This window comes from Microbacterium sp. RU33B, assembly GCF_900155915.1.
In the GTDB taxonomy this organism is placed as follows: domain Bacteria; phylum Actinomycetota; class Actinomycetes; order Actinomycetales; family Microbacteriaceae; genus Microbacterium.
On record NZ_FTPO01000003.1, the window covers coordinates 316,287 to 334,326 of the forward strand.

General features: G+C 69.7%; 16 protein-coding genes. 5 read left to right on the plus strand and 11 right to left on the minus strand.

From position 1 onward, the window contains the following. Positions 1-22: 22 nt before the first annotated feature. The gene (locus tag B0B14_RS14855; RefSeq protein WP_076683261.1) at positions 23-1,354 is read left to right on the plus strand and encodes an ABC transporter substrate-binding protein; all 1,332 of its coding nucleotides are present in this window, start codon (positions 23-25) and stop codon (positions 1,352-1,354) included. A gap of 92 nt (positions 1,355-1,446) precedes the next feature. Here the strand turns inward: B0B14_RS14855 and B0B14_RS14860 are convergent, their stop codons facing one another. Next, complete coding sequence (locus B0B14_RS14860) at positions 1,447-2,421, minus strand: sugar-binding transcriptional regulator (protein WP_076683263.1); 975 nt, start codon at positions 2,419-2,421, stop codon at positions 1,447-1,449. Between the two features lie 56 nt (positions 2,422-2,477). On the opposite strand from B0B14_RS14860, the gene B0B14_RS14865 reads away from it, so the two are divergent. Beyond that, a complete protein-coding gene (locus B0B14_RS14865; RefSeq protein ID WP_372236649.1) occupies positions 2,478-4,259 on the plus strand; it encodes a glycerol-3-phosphate dehydrogenase/oxidase in 1,782 nt (593 codons plus the stop codon). A gap of 34 nt (positions 4,260-4,293) precedes the next feature. After that, positions 4,294-5,829 carry a glycerol kinase GlpK gene (gene glpK, locus B0B14_RS14870; protein WP_076683267.1) on the plus strand — a complete coding sequence of 512 codons (1,536 nt, stop codon included), beginning with the start codon at positions 4,294-4,296 and terminating at the stop codon, positions 5,827-5,829. A 4-nt stretch (positions 5,830-5,833) separates the two neighbouring features. Here the strand turns inward: glpK and B0B14_RS14875 are convergent, their stop codons facing one another. The 10 genes from B0B14_RS14875 to sdhC form a co-directional block, all read right to left on the minus strand. Then, a complete protein-coding gene (locus tag B0B14_RS14875) occupies positions 5,834-6,694 on the minus strand; it encodes a DNA-formamidopyrimidine glycosylase family protein (protein WP_076683269.1) in 861 nt (286 codons plus the stop codon). A gap of 12 nt (positions 6,695-6,706) precedes the next feature. Then, positions 6,707-7,303, minus strand: coding sequence for a GNAT family N-acetyltransferase (locus tag B0B14_RS14880; protein ID WP_306169510.1), 597 nt, complete (start codon positions 7,301-7,303; stop codon positions 6,707-6,709). A 22-nt stretch (positions 7,304-7,325) separates the two neighbouring features. Beyond that, the gene (gene trpS, locus B0B14_RS14885; RefSeq protein WP_076683271.1) at positions 7,326-8,333 is read right to left on the minus strand and encodes a tryptophan--tRNA ligase; all 1,008 of its coding nucleotides are present in this window, start codon (positions 8,331-8,333) and stop codon (positions 7,326-7,328) included. 82 nt (positions 8,334-8,415) lie between these two features. Continuing rightward, positions 8,416-9,267: an exodeoxyribonuclease III gene (locus B0B14_RS14890; protein ID WP_179085345.1), complete on the minus strand. Its 852-nt coding sequence runs from the start codon at positions 9,265-9,267 to the stop codon at positions 8,416-8,418. Positions 9,268-9,299: 32 nt separating this feature from the next. Next, entirely contained in the window at positions 9,300-10,547 is a 1,248-nt protein-coding gene (locus B0B14_RS14895; protein WP_372236650.1) for a YihY/virulence factor BrkB family protein, read from the minus strand. Between the two features lie 6 nt (positions 10,548-10,553). Then, on the minus strand, positions 10,554-11,729 hold the full coding sequence (locus B0B14_RS14900) for an MFS transporter (RefSeq protein WP_076683275.1): 1,176 nt from the start codon (positions 11,727-11,729) through the stop codon (positions 10,554-10,556). Positions 11,730-11,769: 40 nt separating this feature from the next. Beyond that, a complete protein-coding gene (locus B0B14_RS14905) occupies positions 11,770-12,558 on the minus strand; it encodes a succinate dehydrogenase iron-sulfur subunit (protein WP_076683277.1) in 789 nt (262 codons plus the stop codon). Beyond that, positions 12,558-14,384 carry a succinate dehydrogenase flavoprotein subunit gene (gene sdhA / locus B0B14_RS14910; RefSeq protein ID WP_076683279.1) on the minus strand — a complete coding sequence of 609 codons (1,827 nt, stop codon included), beginning with the start codon at positions 14,382-14,384 and terminating at the stop codon, positions 12,558-12,560. The genes B0B14_RS14905 and sdhA overlap by 1 nt, the downstream gene beginning before the upstream one ends. Positions 14,385-14,445: 61 nt before the next feature. After that, positions 14,446-14,898: a succinate dehydrogenase hydrophobic membrane anchor subunit gene (locus B0B14_RS14915; protein WP_076683281.1), complete on the minus strand. Its 453-nt coding sequence runs from the start codon at positions 14,896-14,898 to the stop codon at positions 14,446-14,448. 1 nt (position 14,899) lies between these two features. Next, entirely contained in the window at positions 14,900-15,337 is a 438-nt protein-coding gene (gene sdhC, locus B0B14_RS14920; RefSeq protein ID WP_076683651.1) for a succinate dehydrogenase, cytochrome b556 subunit, read from the minus strand. A 229-nt stretch (positions 15,338-15,566) separates the two neighbouring features. Here sdhC and B0B14_RS14925 point away from each other — a divergent pair, with 229 nt between their 5' ends. Further along, the gene (locus B0B14_RS14925) at positions 15,567-16,682 is read left to right on the plus strand and encodes a mannose-1-phosphate guanylyltransferase (protein WP_076683283.1); all 1,116 of its coding nucleotides are present in this window, start codon (positions 15,567-15,569) and stop codon (positions 16,680-16,682) included. A gap of 159 nt (positions 16,683-16,841) precedes the next feature. Continuing rightward, positions 16,842-17,957, plus strand: a complete 1,116-nt coding sequence (locus B0B14_RS14930) for a BMP family lipoprotein (protein ID WP_076683285.1) — start codon at positions 16,842-16,844, stop codon at positions 17,955-17,957. The last annotated feature ends 83 nt before the right edge of the window (positions 17,958-18,040 follow it).

Genomic DNA, 18,040 nt, shown 5'->3' on the forward strand with positions numbered 1-18,040 from the left:
ACACCACCGAGAGAAGAGAGAAATGCGTCACATGAAACGAGTAGGGGGCGTGGCGGTCCTCGCGACCGTCGCGCTGACCATGGCCGCGTGCTCCGCGGGCGGCGACGGAGGCGGCGGCACCGATGCCGCAGCCTGCGCGCCCTCCGAAGGCGACGTCACGCTCACCTTCACGTCGTGGATCCCCGGGATCGAGGATGCCGTGGCGATCTGGAACGACGCCAATCCCGACATCCAGGTCGAGGTGCAGACCGGCCCCTCCGGGAACGCCGGCACGTACCAGAACTTCTTCAACCAGCTCGAGGCCGGGAACGCCCCCGACCTGGGCCAGATCGAGTACGACGCGATCCCGAACTTCCGCGTGCAGGACGGTCTCGAGGACCTCGCCGCGTGCGAGGAGATCGTCGCCGCCGAGGACCAGTTCGTCGACTGGACCTGGGGGCAGGTGACGCTCGGCACCGATTCGGAGGTGTACGGCGTCCCGCAGGACTCGGGTCCGATGGCTCTGTTCTACCGTTCCGACCTGTTCGAGCAGAACGGGATCGCCGTGCCCACGACCTGGGCCGAGTACCGTGACGCCGCCGTCAAGGTGCGCGAGCTGGGTGGGTACATCACGAACTTCTCCCAGTCCGACATCAACCAGTTCGCCGGGTTCGTCTGGCAGGGCGGTGGCGAGTGGTTCGGCAACAGCGGTGACGAGTGGACCGTCGACCTGACCGGCGATGTCTCCACGACCGTGGCCGACTACTGGCAGGACCTCATCGAGAACGACCTGGTCGCGGTGTACCCGCCGTGGACGGATGAGTGGAACAACGCCTACAACTCCGGCGAGGTGTGGACGTGGAACTCCGCCGTCTGGGGAGCGAACTCCATCGCGAGCGGGGCGCCGGACACGGCGGGCAAGTGGTCGGTCGCGCCGTCGCCGCAGTGGGAGGCCGGACAGGCCGCCGCAGGCAACTGGGGCGGATCCTCGATCGCCGTGTTCAAGGGCACCGATCACCTCTACGAAGCGGCGAAGTTCGCTCTGTGGCTGAACTCGTCGGAGGAGGCGCTCACGTCGCTGAACAAGACGGCGGCGATCTACCCCGCCACCAAGGCCGGTCTGGAGCTGCCCGTGCTGCAGGAGGGCGTCGAGTTCTACGGCGGCCAGAAGATCTACGAGGTCTTCGCCGAGGCGGCCGGACAGGTCAACCCCGACTTCGTCTGGGGCCCGACGATGACGCAGACCTACGCCGACGTCTCCGACGGATTCAAGGCGGCGATCTCCGGCGACGGCACGCTGGGCGATGCGCTCAGCGAAGGCCAGGAGAAGACCATCGCCGCTCTCGAGGCGCAGTCGATCCCGGTCGCGAAGTAATCCATTCCGTGATCCACCCTGTCCGTGCCGCGGGCGTCAGTCACCCGACCGACGCCCGCGGCACGGGCATGCCGACGGCGGTGCCGATGCGGCTAGTCGACGAGCCCGCGCGCCGTCGCCTCGTCGAGGACGATGTCGGTCGCGAGACGTGCGGCGAGCGCGCCTCGCAGACTGTCGAGTTTCGAGATGCCCGACACGACGCACATCCGCCGCTCGACGCGGCGCAGCACGTCGAAATGCGGACCCGTGGCTCGATCGTTCAGGGCGATGCGATCGCTCGATCCGTCCGCGCGGAAGAACACCGTCGCGACATCGCCGACGACCCGCTCCGCGGCGAGGCTCTCCAGGTCGGGCGGCTCCAGGTACCCGCCCGAGTAGACGTGGCTCGGCAGCTGCGAGTCGGCGGATCCGGTGCTGAAGACGACGAGGTCCATGGTCGACTGCAGGGCGAGGATGCGTCGCGTGCTGCGCTCGCGCCACATCGCCAGCTTCGTGCGCGGGTCGTCGAAGAACGCCGGCACGGGGAACTGCTGGACGGTGCCTCCATAGGCGGCCGCGAATCGGCTCAGGATCTCGCTGGCGTAGAGCAGCCCGGTCGTGCGGGTGTTGCCCGAGCCGTTCAGCTGCACGAAGGTCGTGCCGTGCACGGCCTTGGGCACCAGACGCCGGCTCATCGCGGCCGTGGTGGCGCCCCAGGCCACGCCGATCGTCATCTCCGAGCCGACGAGCTCGCCGAGCAGGTGCGCCGCGGCCGCCGCGACACGCTCGAGGCGCTCGACATCGGTCGCGTCGTCCGGAACGGGGACGACGTGCGCCGTGACGCCGAAGCGCTCGGAGACGTGCTCCTCCAGTCGCTGCGGGGCCTCGAAGGGGGAGCGGATGCGGATGTCGACGATGCCCGTCGCGCGCGCGAGGGCGAGCAGTCTCGACACGGTCGACCGCGAGGTCCGCAGTTCGGCGGCGATCGCCTCCATCGTGCGGTTCTGGACGTAGTAGAGATGCGCCGCGGTCAGCGCGCGCTGCGTCGCCCGCGCGTCATCCGTGTCGTCCCGGTCCGCAGCATCCATCCGGTCATTGTGCACGTATGTGCACGAGGGCTGCAAGAAAGGGCAATGATGCGACGATGGATCATGACGACAGCGTTCACGAACCAGGGGAGATCATGACGCGGCGCGACTTCGACGAACTCACCGCACGGCCCTACGCGGACGTGCTCATCATCGGCGGCGGCATCAACGGGCTCGCGACGTTCCGCGATCTCGCCATGCAGGGAGTCGATGTGGCGCTGGTCGAGCAGGGCGACTACGTCAGCGGAGCCTCGGCCGCGTCGTCCCACATGATCCACGGCGGCGTCCGGTACCTCGAGAACGGCGAGTTCCGCCTCGTGCACGAAGCCGTGACCGAGCGCAACGCGCTTCTGCGCATCGCGCCCCACTACGTGCGGCCGCTGCAGACGACGATCCCGATCTTCACGACGTTCTCCGGCGTGCTCACGGCGCCGCTGCGCTTCCTCCGCCATGGCAAGGGCAAGCATCGCGAGCGGGGGGCGGCGCTCATCAAGATCGGCCTCGTGATCTACGACTCGTTCTCCCGCGGCGGCGGCCTCTTCGGCAAGAGCACGGTGCAGCGGCACGCGTTCGTCGGCCGCAAGCGCTCGCTCGCCGAGCTGCCCGCGCTGAACCCCGGCATCAAGTACACAGCCACCTACTGGGATGCCTCGCTGCACGATCCGGAGCGCCTGGCGCTCGACGTGCTCCGCGACGGCGTCGCCGCCGGCGGCGACCGGGCCCGTGCCGCGAACTACACCGCGGCGGTGGGCGTCCGGGACGGGCGCGTGCTGCTGAGCGACCGCGTCACCGGTGAGGAGGTGCCGTTCGCGGCATCCGTCGTCGTCAACGCCTCCGGGCCCTGGACCGATCTGACCAATGAGGCTCTCGGCGACCCCACCCGCTACATGGGCGGCACGAAGGGCTCGCACATCGTGCTCGACCACCCCGAGCTGCTGGCGGCGACCGGCGGGCGCGAGCTGTTCTTCGAGCACAAGGACGGCCGCATCGTGCTCATCTACCCGCTCAAGGGACGCGTGCTCGTGGGCACGACCGACCTCGAGCACGACATGGCCGAGCCCGCCGTGTGCACCGAGGCCGAGGTCGACTACTTCCTCGATCTCGTGCGTCACGTGCTGCCCTCGATCGCCGTGGACCGCTCGCAGATCGTGTTCCGCTTCGCCGGCGTGCGGCCGCTTCCCGGCCACGGCGACCTCGCCCCGGGCTTCGTCTCGCGGGACTACCGCATCGAGGCCGAGCCGCTGCGCGGTGGGAGCGCGACAGTGCTGAGCCTCGTCGGCGGCAAGTGGACGACGTTCCGCGCATCGGCCGAGCACCTCGCCGACCGGGTGCTCGAGCTCCTCGCCCAGCCACGGCGCAGCTCGACGAAGGGCGTGCCGATCGGCGGCGGCGCGGGCTACCCGGCCACGGAGCGCGCACGGAAGCAGTGGCTCACGACCTACCAGGACGGCATCGGACTGGGTCGCGCGGCGACGCTGCTCGACCGCTACGGAACCGTCGCCGCGGACGTGATCGCTGCGATCGCCGACGACGAAGACGACGCCGTGCTCGGGTCGGCGCCGGGCTACAGCTCCGGAGAGCTCCGCCACCTCGCCCGCACCGAGGGCGTGGTGCACCTGGCCGACATGCTGCTGCGACGCACATCGCTCGCGTTCACGGGCGGAGTCACGGTGGAGTCCGCGTCCGAGATCGCCGACGCCATCGCGCCGGTGCTGGGGTGGGATGAGGCGACCCGCCGCGCCGAGGTCGAGCACGGACTCGCCGCCGTCCACGCCGCCGACCCGACCTGGCAGGCGGCTCCGGCTCCGGCTCCGGCTCCGCGCACCGCGTCGCGATAGCCTGACCGGACCGGCGACACCGCGAGGAGGCGGAATGGGCGAGTACGTCCTGGCACTGGACCAGGGGACGACGTCGACGCGCGCGATCGTGTTCGACGCGCGCGGGCAGGTCGTCTCGGTCGCGCAGCGCGAGCACGCGCAGATCCTGCCGCGGGCGGGCGAGGTCGAGCACGATCCGGTGGAGATCTGGACGAGCACCGAGTTCGTCATCGCGGGCGCCCTCAGCAGGGCCGGCATCGACGCGGGCGACATCGCGGGGATCGGCGTCACGAATCAGCGCGAGACGGCGATCGTGTGGGATCGCCGCACGGGGCGCCCCATTCACAACGCCCTCGTCTGGCAGGACACCCGCACGCAGCCGCGGATCGACGAGCTCGCGGCGGAGGGCGGCATCCGCCGCTTCGCCGATCAGACCGGTCTGCCCCTGGCGACGTACTTCTCGGCCTCCAAGCTCGCCTGGATCCTCGACCACGTGCCGGGCTCGCGCGCGGCGGCCGAGGCGGGCCACCTGATCTTCGGCACGCCCGACACGTGGCTCGTCTGGAACCTCACCGGCGGGTCGCGCGGCGGCATCCACGTCACCGACGTCACCAACGCCTCCCGCACGCTGCTCATGGACCTGCGCACGCTCGACTGGGACGACGACCTGCTCGCGGTCTGGAACATCCCGCGCGCGATGCTGCCGGAGATCCGCTCGTCGTCGGAGGTGCTCGGCGAGGCCCAGCTGCCCGGAGTCGCGCGAGGCATGCCGATCGCCGGCATCCTGGGCGACCAGCAGGCGGCCACCTTCGGCCAGGCCGCCTTCGACCGCGGCGAGTCGAAGAACACGTACGGCACGGGCAACTTCCTCCTCGTGAACACCGGGACCGACATCATCCAGTCGACCCACGGACTGATCACCACGGTCGCCTACCGCTGCGGCGACGAGCCGGCGCGCTACGCCCTCGAGGGGTCGATCGCCGTCACCGGATCGCTCGTGCAATGGCTGCGCGACAACCTCGGCATCATCCAGCGCTCCGAAGACGTCGAGAGCCTCGCCTCGTCCGTCGCCGACAACGGCGGCGCGTACTTCGTTCCGGCGTTCTCGGGGCTCTTCGCCCCGTACTGGCGCCCCGATGCACGCGGTGCCCTGGTCGGCCTGACGCGCTTCGTGAACAAGGCGCACATCGCGCGCGCAGCCCTCGAGTCCACCGCGTTCCAGAGCCGCGACGTCATCGAGGCGGCGGCGGCCGACAGCGGCGAGACGCTGGAGGAGATCCGCGTCGACGGGGGCATGACCCGCGACGACCTCCTGATGCAGTTCCAGGCCGACATCCTCGGCATCCCCGTGGTGCGTCCGAAGGTCGTCGAGACCACGGCGCTCGGGGCGGCGTACGCCGCCGGCCTCGCCACCGGGCTGTGGAGCGGGCGCGATGAGCTGCGGTCGCACTGGCAGGAGGACACGCGCTTCGAGCCCCGGATGCCGGAGGCCGAGCGCGAGCGGCGCTACCGGCAGTGGAAGAAGGCCGTGTCGAAGTCGCTCGACTGGGTCGACGAGGACGCGTGGATCCTGACCTCCGGCGAGGGGTGAGCGCTTACTTCAGCAGGCGCGAGAGGCGCCGGTCGGCGAGCACCTTGCCGCCGGTCTGACACGTCGCGCAGTATTCGAGGCTGTTGTCGGCGAAGAACACGCTGCGCACGGTGTCTCCGCACACCGGACAGGTCTCCCCGCGGCGCCCGTGCACCTGCATGCCTCGACGCTTGGCGTCCTTGAGCTCGGCGGGGGGCTTGCCGGATGCCTCGGCGATCGCCTCCGCGATGGTCGCCTGCATCGCGGCGTAGAGCCGATCGATGTCGTCGTCGGCGAGCGTCGCGGCGAGGGCGTAGGGAGACATCTTCGCGGCGTGCAGGATCTCGTCGGAGTAGGCGTTGCCCACCCCGGCGATCGTCGCCTGGTCGCGGAGAACGCCCTTGATCTGCGTGCGGCGGCCCGCCAGGAGCCCGGCGAGAGTGTCGCGGCTGAAGGACGGGTCGAGAGGGTCGGGTCCGAGCCGTGCGACTCCGGGCACGTCCTGCGGATCGCGCACGACGTAGTAGGCGAGGGACTTCTTCGTGCCGGCCTCGGTGAGATCGAACCCCGACCCGTCGCTCAGCGCGATGCGCAGCGCGATGGGGGTCTTGCCGGGCTTGATGAGGGTCTGCGGGAGCTGTTCATAGAACCGCAGCCAGCCGGCCTTCGCGAGGTGGAACACCAGGTGCGGACCGCTCGTGGAGAGGTCGATGAACTTGCCGTGCCTGGTGGCCCCGGAGATCGTCGTACCCACCATCGCATCGATCGGCGGGTCGTAGGTCTTCAGCGCCGCGATGTTCGCGACCGACGCGCGCGTGATCTCGAGACCGGTCAGACGCTCCTGGAGGAAGTCGACGAGCCCCTGCACCTCGGGCATCTCGGGCATGCGCCCATCCTGTCACGCCCTCCCGACGCGTGCAGCCGCTCCGTCGTCGAGGACGGCCCACCGCTGCGGCGTACGGTCGTCCGAGGCCAGGAGCGCCGCGGCCCAGCCGTCGTCACGGCCGGCCGAACCGGTGAGCGCCTGGCGGCGAAGACCCTCGTACCGGAAGCCGAGGGTGCGGGCGGCGCGGGCCGACGCGATGTTGCCGACCACGGCGTTCCACTCGATCCGCGTGAGCCGGCCTCCCTCGGGGGAGAACCCCCACTCGACGACGGCTCGCGATGCCTCGCTCACGAGCCCCTTCCCGCGCGACCAGGGCGACACCCAGTAGCCGAGCTCTCCGTCGCCTCGACCGCTGAGGCGGTACAGGCCGATCATGCCGGCGAGCACGTCGCCCTCGCGCATCGCCCACGTGACGTGGGCGCCGCTCTCCCAGTCGGCCGCGACGCGGGGGACGAACTCCTCGGCGTGGCGCCGCTCGTACGGCGACGGCACGGTCGTGTATCGCTGGGTGTCCGCGTCCTGGCAGGCGTCGAAGATGGAGTCGACGTCGTCTGCCGTCGGCAACGACAGCTCGAGCCGCTCCGTGCGCAGGATGACGGGCTGCATCATCCGCCGATGATCGCGCAGGGTGTCACCGGGTCCTCCGCAGGAGACCCACCTTGTCGTAGACGGCGCCGAGCGTGCGGTTGGCGACATCCTCCGCCTTCGCGGCGTTGGCGGCGAGCACGCGGTCGAGTTCGGCGGGGTCGTCGAGCAGCTCGAGCGCACGCTCGCGCACGGGACCGAACTCGTTCACGACGACCTCGGCGAGGCCCTTCTTGAAGTCGCCGTAGCCGCGACCCGCGTACTCGTCCTCGATCGCGGGGATCTGACGCCCGGTGAGCGCCGCGTAGATCACGAGGAGGTTCGACACCCCCGGCTTCGCCTCGCGGTCGTACCGGACGGTGCCGTCGGAGTCGGTGACGGCGCGCATGACCTTCTTCGCCGAGACGGCCGGATCGTCGAGCAGCCACAGCACGCCCGCGTCGGACTCGGCCGACTTCGACATCTTCGCCGTGGGGTTCTGCAGGTCGTAGATGCGCGCGGTGTCCTGCTGGATGACGGGCATCGGCACGCGGAACGTGTCGCCGTAGCGCGAGTTGAACCGCTCGGCGAGATCGCGGGTGAGCTCGACGTGCTGCTTCTGATCGTCACCGACCGGCACGATGTCGGTCTGGTACAGCAGGATGTCGGCCGCCATCAGCACGGGGTAGGTGAAGAGCCCGACGGATGTCGCGTCCGAGCCGTAGCGCTGCGACTTGTCCTTGAACTGGGTCATGCGACCGGCTTCACCGAAACCCGTGACGGTGGAGAGGATCCACGCGAGCTCGGCGTGGGCCGCTACGTGCGACTGCACGTACAGCGTCGACTTCGCCGGCTCGATGCCGGCGGCGATGTACTGGGCCGCGGTGCGGCGCGTCTTCTCGCGCAGTTCGGCGGGATCGTTGGGCTGCGTGAGGGCGTGCAGGTCGACGACGGAGAAGAACGCGTCATACGCCTCCTGCAGGTCGCGCCACTGCATGAGCGCACCGATGTAGTTGCCGACCTGGAGGGAGTCGGCGGACGGCTGCATGCCGGAGTACAGGCGGGGTTTGCTCATCCCACGATCCTATTTGCTCCGGCGCGGCGACGACGCGGGGCGGGGTGCGCTCTCGCGCGTGGCCTCGGGCGCCCGAGGGCGGTCAGAGCCCCAGCCGGTAGTCGGCGACGACGGGGGCGTGGTCGCTCCAGCGCGTGTCCCACGACGGGGCCCGCACGACGCGGTAGCCGGAGGCGCGCTCCGCGAGGGCCGGAGTGGCGAGGTGGTAGTCGATGCGCCATCCGGTGTCGTTGTCGAACGCCTTGCCGCGGCTCGACCACCAGGTGTACGGACCGTCGACCTCGCCGGCGGACGCGCGGCCGACATCGACCCACCCGAGGCCGACTCCGCTCGACCCGTCGGCCCCCGTCACAGCGTCCCCGCGTGGGCCGAGGAACCGGTCGAAGTACGCGCGCTCGCGGGGGAGGAACCCGGCGCGCTTCACGTTGCCCTTCCAGTTGCGGATGTCGAGCTCGCGGTGCCCGACGTTCAGGTCGCCCATGATGAGCGCGAGGGGCGACTCCTCGGCCAGGCGTGACATCCGCGCCTCCATCGCGTCGAGGAACGCCCACTTCGCGTCCTGCTTTGCCGTGCCGGCTTCGCCCGTCGGCACATATGCCGAGACGACCGCGAGGCGCTCGCCGTCGATGTCGAAATCGGCCTCGATCCAGCGTCCGGCTGAATCGAGCGCGTCGTCGCCGAGCACGCGCCGCACCTCGACCGTGTCGTCGCGCGAGACGACGGCGACGCCGGCGCGGCCCTTGGCGAGGGCTTCGTCGTTGACGATCGTCCACCCCTCGGGCAGAGAGTCGCGCAGCTGCTCCTGCGTGGCGCGCACCTCCTGCAGGGCCATGATGTCGACGCCCGCATCGTCGAGCCAGGCGAGCATGCCGTTGCGGGCGGCGGCGCGGATGCCGTTGACGTTGATAGACGCGATGCGGACGGAGCGAGGCACGAGGATCAGCCTAACCGCGGCATCCGACATCGCTATTCGAGCAGGATGCCGCGGCGCGGTGCCGGGGGAGGCGCCGATGCCGTCACCTCGGCGAGCTCGTCCCGCGCCTCCCTGACGGCACGGTCGGCGGCCCATCGGCGGAACCACGGCGCGTCCTGCCTGGCGTGCTCCGCGGTCCGCAGCCGGACCTGGGCCGCGAGCAGCAGCGCCTGGTGCTCCTTCTCGAGCCGCTCGGCCTCGGTCAGGTGCAGCAGCGGAAGGTTCCTGTCGTTCGCGGCGACGGCGATCCAGGCGGAGGCCACGAGGATGATGACGCCGATGATCCGGAACCACAGGAGCAGCCCGACGAAGATCGCGAAGGTGGCCAGGAGCGTGTTGGTGGGCGTGTAGATCAGCAGCCAGCCGGCGCCGAGCTGGAGCACCGTGATGGCGCCGCCGCCGAGGAGTGCGCCCGGCCACACCCGGTGCCAGCGCAGCGATGCGCCGGTGAGGAACTTCACGAGGGCCGCCAGGGCGGCCGAGTAGATCGCGAACGACACCGCGATCGATGCGAGACGGATGCTCAGCTGGTAGCCGATCGACTGCGTGCCGAGGGCGAACAGGTCGAAGAGGAGAGTGAGTGCCCACGTGCCGATCGCGGTGGCGGCGAAGCCCAGCAGGAGGGCGATGCCGAAGACGGCTGCCGCGAGCAGATCGCGCGCCTTGAGCAGGAGGTAGCTGCGACGGTCCGGCGGAATGCCGAAGATGTCGCGCACGGCGCGTCGGGCGAACGTCACGAACCCGATCGCCGTCCAGATGAGGGTGATGAGCGCGATGGAGCCCGTGACGCTCAGCACGCCGGCGCTGCTCGCCGCGATCTCCGTCACCTGCGCGGTGGTGAAGACCCCCGTGGTGGAGTCGTCGGTGGCGATGAGACCGGGGAGATAGCTGTTGATGGCGGCGATGAGGCCGTCGATCGCGTCCTGACTGCCTCCGAGCCAGAGCCCGGCGATCGCGAACGCGACGTACACCGAGGCGAAGACGGCGAAGAGCGCCTGATAGCTCACTCCGGCTGCCAGGAGGAAGCCGTTGTGCTGGAGGAAGTGTCGCCACACCCGGACCGGGAACCATCCGAGCGTGCGCTGCGTGATCCGCGCCGCGCGGCTCAGCGGCACGTCGAAGCGCTCGCGCAGCTGCTCCTGCGTCGACTCCCAGCGCTCGCGGAGGCTTTCCTCCTCTTCGCGCGCTGTGGCCGCCACCGCCTCGGGGGCGGGACCCCGCACTCGCCGCTCGCTCACGATGCCAGATTAGCGAGCGGCGGATGCCGCGAGCGGCGCAGTGCGGAACCGGGGGACGAGGAAGAGGATCGCCGCCAGCGCGACCGCGGGGATCAGGAACGCGATGCCCAGGCCCGGGCCGTCGGCGAGGAGACCGAGTGCGACCGCTCCGAAGATCGATCCGGCGTAGTTGAAGATGTTCACGCGCGCGATCACCTGGTCGCTGTGCTCGGGCGCGATCTCTCCCGCCGCCCCGAACGTCACCGGGATCAGGATGCCGGTGGCGACGCCGGCGAGCGCGAAGCCCGTGATCGCGGCGGCGGGGAAGGGGAGGACGGCCACGACGAGGCAGCCGATCGCCGACACGACCACGGCCACGGTGACGAGCCGTCGGCGTCCGAGGCGCGTGACGAGCCGATCGGTGACGAGTCGGGTGACGAGCACGACGCCCTGGTAGGCCGCGTATCCCAGCGGCGCGACCCAGGCGAGGCTCCGGAGCTCGTCCTGGAGGTAGACGGTGCTCCACGTGCTGATCGCCGAGTCCGAGATGAACACGGCCAGGATGACGAAGCCGAAGATCCAGATCCCGGCGCGGGGGAGCCGGCCTCGCTCGGCGGCGGGCAGCGCCTCGTCGATCGGGACCTCGCGGAGGGCGAGTCTGGCCACGACGAGTGCCGCGAGCAGCGCGACGACCCCGGCGGTGGCGAGGGCGATCCCCGCGCCGAGCGCGGAGAACGCGACGAACGAGACGAGGAGGGCACCCACGATCGCGGCCGCGGTCGCGGCCGCGAAGAATCCGCCCAGGAGATGGCTGCCGTGCGCTCGCTGCACCGCGACGCCCTGCATGGCCGCCGCAGCGTCGACGCAGCCGAGCCCCACCCCGAACAGGACGAACGCCGCGAAGAACGCGGCGAAGGGCGTGGGGAGCGCGATGACCGGCAGGAACACCGCCTGCACGAGCAGGCCGAGCGCGAGGGCCGCCCGGCTGCCCCAGCGCACGGCGACCGCATTGGCCACGACCGAACCCGCCGCGGCGGCGAGCGAGACGCCGAGCACGATGATCGACACGGTCGCGTCGTCGACCTCCTGGCGCGCCTTGAGCGCGGGGAGCGAGGTCACGACGACGGCGTAGCCGAGCCCCTGCGACGCATAGGCGGCCGTGACCGCGAGACGGGACGAGCGAAGCGGAGCGGGGGGACGATCCATCCGCTCATCGTGGCACAGGCGGGGCCTGCGCCACGTGGGGTCAGCGTCCGCCGCGGAGAACCGCCTGTTTGACCTCGGCGATGGCCTTGGTCACCTCGATGCCGCGCGGGCACGCCTCGGTGCAGTTGAAGGTCGTGCGGCAGCGCCACACGCCCTCCTTGTCGTTCAGGATGTCGAGGCGCACATCGCCCGCGTCGTCGCGCGAGTCGAAGATGAAGCGGTGCGCGTTGACGATCGCGGCGGGGCCGAAGTACTGCCCGTCGGTCCAGAACACGGGGCACGACGACGTGCACGCGGCGCAGAGGATGCACTTGGTCGTGTCGTCGAAGACCTCGCGGTCGACGATCGACTGGATGCGCTCCTTGCCGGGCTCGGCCTTCGTGCCGGGGATGAGGAAGGGCTGGACTTCGCGGTAGGAGGCGAAGAACGGCTCCATGTCGACGATGAGGTCCTTCTCGAGCGGAAGGCCCTTGATCGCCTCGACGTAGATCGGCTGCGAGATGTCGAGGTCCTTGATGAGCGTCTTGCAGGCCAGGCGGTTGCGGCCGTTGATGCGCATCGCGTCCGACCCGCAGATGCCGTGCGCGCACGAGCGGCGGAACGACAGCGAGCCGTCGACCTCCCACTTGATCTTGTGCAGCGCATCGAGCACGCGGTCGGTGGAGTAGAGCTCGACGTCGTAGTCGACCCAGCGCGGCTCGTCGTCCACCTCCGGGTCGAAGCGGCGGATGATGAACGTGACGAGGAACGACTGGATGCCGGTGTCCGCGCTGGACGGCTCCTGAGCGGCTTCGAGAGCCGACTCCTCGACGGCGACGAGGGCGGCCATCAGTACTTCCTCTCCATCGGCGGGTAGCGCAACTCGCCGGCTTCGTCCTTCGTGAACACGACGGGTTTCCAATCGAGCCGGATGTGGTCTTCGGGATGCGACGAGTGGGCGTCGCCGGAGAGGTAGGCCATCGTGTGCTGCATGTAGTTCTCGTCGTCGCGATGCGGGTAGTCGTCGCGCATGTGACCGCCGCGGCTCTCCTTGCGGTTGCGCGCCGTGACGACGACGACCTCGGCCAGGTCGAGCAGGAATCCGAGCTCGACGGCCTCGAGCAGGTCGGTGTTGTACCGCTTGCCCTTGTCGTCGACGTGGATGTTGTTGAACCGCTCGCGCAGCTCGGCGATGACGTCCATCACCTCGGCCAGCGACTCGTCGGTGCGGAACACCTGGGCCTTGCGGTCCATCTCGTCCTGCAGGGTCTTGCGCAGCACCGCGATGCGCTCCGTGCCGGGGTTGTTGCGCAGGCCTTCGATGAGCTCGCGCACCTCTTTGGCGGGGTCTTCGGGCATCGGCACGAACTCGGCGGTCTGCACGTACTTCACGGCGTTGCGGCCGGCACGCTTTCCGAACACGTTGATGTCGAGGAGCGAGTTGGTGCCGAGGCGGTTCGAGCCGTGCACCGAGACGCACGCGCACTCGCCGGCGGCGTACAGGCCCGGCACGACCGTCGTGTTGTCGCTCAGGACCTCGGCTTCGACGTTGGTCGGGATGCCGCCCATGGCGTAGTGCGCGGTCGGCATGACGGGCACGGGCTCGACGACGGGGTCGACGCCGAGGTAGGTGCGCGCGAACTCGGTGATGTCGGGGAGCTTGGTCTCGAGCACCTCGGCGCCCAGGTGGGTGCAGTCCAAGAGGACGTAGTCGCGGTGCGGACCGGCGCCGCGTCCTTCTGCGACCTCCTGCACCATGCAGCGGCTGACGATGTCGCGCGGCGCGAGGTCTTTGATGGTGGGGGCGTAGCGCTCCATGAAGCGCTCGCCGGAGGCGTTGCGGAGGATCGCACCCTCACCGCGGGCGCCCTCGGTGAGCAGGATGCCGAGACCGGCGAGACCGGTCGGGTGGAACTGGAAGAACTCCATGTCCTCCAGCGGCAGCCCCTTGCGCCAGATGATGCCGACGCCGTCGCCGGTGAGGGTGTGGGCGTTCGAGGTCGTCTTGAAGATCTTGCCGAACCCGCCCGTCGCGAAGATGACGGCCTTCGACTGGAAGACGTGCAGGTCGCCCGTTGCGAGCTCGTACGCCACGACGCCGGCGATCTTCGTGGAGCCGTCGTCGTCTTTCACGGTCACGAGGTCGAGCACGTAGAACTCGTTGAAGAAGTTGATGCCGAGACGCACGCAGTTCTGGAAGAGCGTCTGCAGGATCATGTGGCCCGTGCGGTCGGCGGCGTAGCACGCGCGGCGCACCGGAGTCTTGCCGTGGTCGGCGGTGTGACCGCCGAACCGACGCTGGTCGATCTTGCCCTCGGGCGTGCGGTTGAACGGCAGGCCCATGTTCTCGAGGTCGATCACGGCGTCGATGGCCTCTTTGGCGAGGATCTCCGCAGCATCCTGGTCGACGAGGTAGTCGCCGCCCTTGACGGTGTCGAAGGTGTGCCACTCCCACGAGTCCTCTTCGACGTTGGCGAGCGCAGCCGCCATGCCGCCCTGCGCCGCGCCCGTGTGGGAGCGCGTGGGGTAGAGCTTGGAGATCACCGCCGTCTTCGCGCCGGGGCCCGCCTCGATGGCGGCGCGCATGCCGGCGCCGCCGGCGCCCACGATGACGACGTCGAACTGGTGGTAGTGGACGCCGTCCTTGACGTAGGACTCTGCGGTCTGGGTGCTCACGGTCAGGATGCCTTCTGGTTCTTCGTCGTCGTGGTCACGTCGTCGCTGCGGGTCGTACGGGTCATCGAGCCGCGCACATCTCGATCAGCCAATCGGTCTTGCTCGTCTCGATCCCGATGCACGGGTCGAAGGTGAAGACCACGAGCGTGCCGAGGAGGATGAGGAATCCGGCGGCGATCCACAGGGACCAGACGAGGACCTTGCGGGTCTTCTCGTGGAGCACGTAGTCGTTCACGATCGTGCGCATGCCGTTCGCGCCGTGGATGAGGGCGAGCCACAGCATCAGGACGTCCCACCACTGCCAGAAGGGCGTGGCGAACTTCCCGGCGATGAACGCGAAGTCGAGGCCGTGGATGCCTTCGCCGAGCATCAGGTTGACGAAGAGGTGCCCGAAGATCAGGACGACCAGGAGCACGCCCGAGACGCGCATGTAGATCCAGCCCCACTTCTCGAGGTTGGGCCCCGAGCGGCGCGTGGCGACGTGCGGAGTGCGGGGATCGGCGATCGTGGTCATGTCAGTGGCCGCCCTCTCCGAATCCGGCGAACGCGAGGATCAGATGACGCGGGGCGAAGCCCGCCATCGTCACGGCCCAGACGCCCAGCACGCCCCACCAGAGCTGGCGCTGGTGGCGCGTCGCCCACGGCCAGATGTCGACCGCGATGATGCGCAGGCCGTTGTAGGCGTGGTACGCGATGGCCGCGACGAGCACGACCTCGCCGAGCGCCATGATCGGGTTCTTGTACGTGCCGATGACGGCGTCGTAGGCCTCCGGCGACAGGCGGATCAGCGCCGTGTCGAGCACGTGGACGAGGAGGAAGAAGAAGATCGCGACGCCGGTGATGCGATGCAGCACCCACGACCACATGCCTTCCCGGCCTCGGTACAGCGTTCCCCTCGGAACTCTCGACGTGGTGTCGGACGCCGACGGTATGACGCGTGCTGGTGCAGACACGATCGTCCTCCCTGAATCGAACATGTGGTCCACCGGAGCCTCGTCAGCGGGGGCGAGACGGCGGAACCGGCGTCACGAGGGCGCCTCCTCCATCCTATTCCCGGCGGGAGGCATGGGCATCGTAGGGGAGCCTAAGTCTCTCGATATCGAGAGATTCCTCACTTCGAGGACAAGAAGGGCGGTTCTTCGCCTCCCTCCGGACGGGCAGCTCCGCAGATAGCCTGAGGTCATGGCCGATCTCATTCCGGACTTCTACGCCGTCATCCCGGCCGGCGGCATCGGCAGCCGGCTCTGGCCGCTCTCGCGGGCCGATGCGCCGAAGTTCCTCCACGACCTGACCGGCTCGGGGCACTCGCTGCTGCGCGACACGTGGGACCGCCTCGAGCCGCTCGCCGGCGCGGACCGCATCGCGGTGGTGACCGGGCGCGCGCATCGAGCGGCCGTCGAGGCCCAGCTGCCGGGAATCGACGACCTCAACGTCTTCCTCGAGTCCGAGCCGCGCGACTCCTCCGCAGCCATCGGCCTGGCGGCGGCGGTGCTCGTGCGCCGCGAGCCCGACGTCATCATCGGGTCCTTCGCCGCCGACCACGTCATCCGTGTGCCGCACTTGTTCGAGTGGGCCGTCCGCCAGGCCGTCGCGACGGCGCGCGCGGGGTACATCTGCACGCTCGGCATCCAGCCGTCCGAGCCCTCCGTCGGCTTCGGCTACATCCGCAAGGGCACGGAGCTCGTGGTCGACGGCGCGCCGGAGGCCGCCCTCGTCGAGCGGTTCGTCGAGAAGCCCGACCTCGAGACCGCGAAGGCGTACTTCGCCGATCGCTCCTACCTGTGGAACGCGGGCATGTTCATCTCGCGCGCAGACGTGCTGCTGGCCGAACTCGCCGCGAACGAGCCCGAGCTGCACGCGGGACTCCTCGAACTCGCGGAGGCCTGGGACGACCGCGACCGGCGCGGGCCGGCGGTCGACCGCCTGTGGCCGGGGCTCAAGAAGATCGCCATCGACTACGCCGTCGCCGAGCCCGCGGCCGAGAAGGGGCGCCTCGCCGTCGTGCCCGGGCACTTCGACTGGGACGACGTGGGGGACTTCGCCAGCCTCGCCAAGCTCAACTCGCACGGCCGCAAGAACGACCTCGCGATCCTCGGCCCCAACGCGACGATCCTCGCGGATGCCTCGAGCGGCATCGTCGTGAGTCAGACCCGTCGCGTCATCAGCCTCATCGGCGTCAAGGACATCGTCGTGGTCGACACCGACGACGCGCTGCTGGTCACCACCAGCGAGCACGCGCAGCGGGTCAAGGGCGTCGTGGACGCGCTCAAGATCGGCGGCCACGGCGACGTCCTCTGACGCCGTCTGCGCCAAGCCGTGACGGAGTGAGTCGGCTCTGTTGCGTCTTTGTAACCATTTCCCGGCTGGGCCTGCGCGGGAATGCAAGCAGGCCGTCACACTCTGTAACTTCGATACCGCCCTGCGAGGTACGCGGGGCTCCCTGTACGGAGGCGTGACTTGACCATCACAACCACCAAGAAGTTCGTCGGTCTTGCGGGGGCGGCGGGGCTCGTCCTCGCGCTCGCGGGCTGCGGCTCGGCCCCGACCACCGACGGCACCGGAAGCGCGGCACCCGAAGCCGGCTCCGACTTCATCCCCTGCCTGATCTCCGACGAGGGCGGCTGGAACGACAAGTCGTTCAACCAGTCGGCCAAGGAGGGCATGGACCGCGCAGCGGCCGAGCTCAACGTCGAAGCGATCGAGGTCGAGTCCAGCTCGGCGAACGACTACGCGCCCAACCTCGAGAACCTCGTGGCCGAAGGCTGCACGTTCATCATCTCGGTCGGCTTCAAGCTCTCGGCTGACACGATCGCCTCGGCGACGGCCAACCCCGAGATCGAGTACGCCATCATCGACGACCGCGCCGACGCCGACGGCGACGGCGAGACCGACGCGCCCAACATCAAGCCGCTCCTCTTCGACACGGTCCAGGCCGCATACCTCGGCGGATACGCCGCGGGTGCATGGTCGAACGCGGCCGGCGTCGACAAGGTCGGCACGTTCGGCGGCATCCCGATCCCGCCCGTCACGATCTTCATGGACGGCTTCGTCGACGGCGTCGCCAAGTACAACGAGGACAAGGGCGTGAACGTCGCGACGTTCGGCTGGGATGTCGCTGCGCAGGAGGGCGCCTTCACCGGCGGCTTCGCGGCGAACGACGGCGCCAAGCAGACCGCCCAGGGCATCATCGACCAGGGCGTCGACGTCATCCTCCCCGTCGGCGGACCGATCTACCAGAGCGCCGCAGCGGCGATCACTGACGGCGGCGGAAGCACCGTCATGCTCGGTGTCGACTCCGACCTCGCCGTCGCCGACCCGAGTGTCGCCGACCTCGTGCTGGTGTCGATCCTGAAGCGGATCGACCAGGCCGTCTTCGACGCCACGATGCAGGCGGCCGCCGGCGAGTTCGACGCGACGCCGTACGTCGGCACGCTCGAGAACGAGGGCGTGGGCCTCTCCGGCTTCGGCTCGTTCGAGTCGCAGCTCCCGGACGGCCTCGTCGACGAGCTCGACGCACTGCGTCAGGCGATCATCGACGGCGACCTCGAGGTCACGTCGCCCGCTTCGCCGTAAGCGACACACCCCGCGCCGCGGTCGGCCGGATGCACAGCGCATCTGGCCGACCGCGGCCTTTTGGCCCTCAGACCCGACTAGAT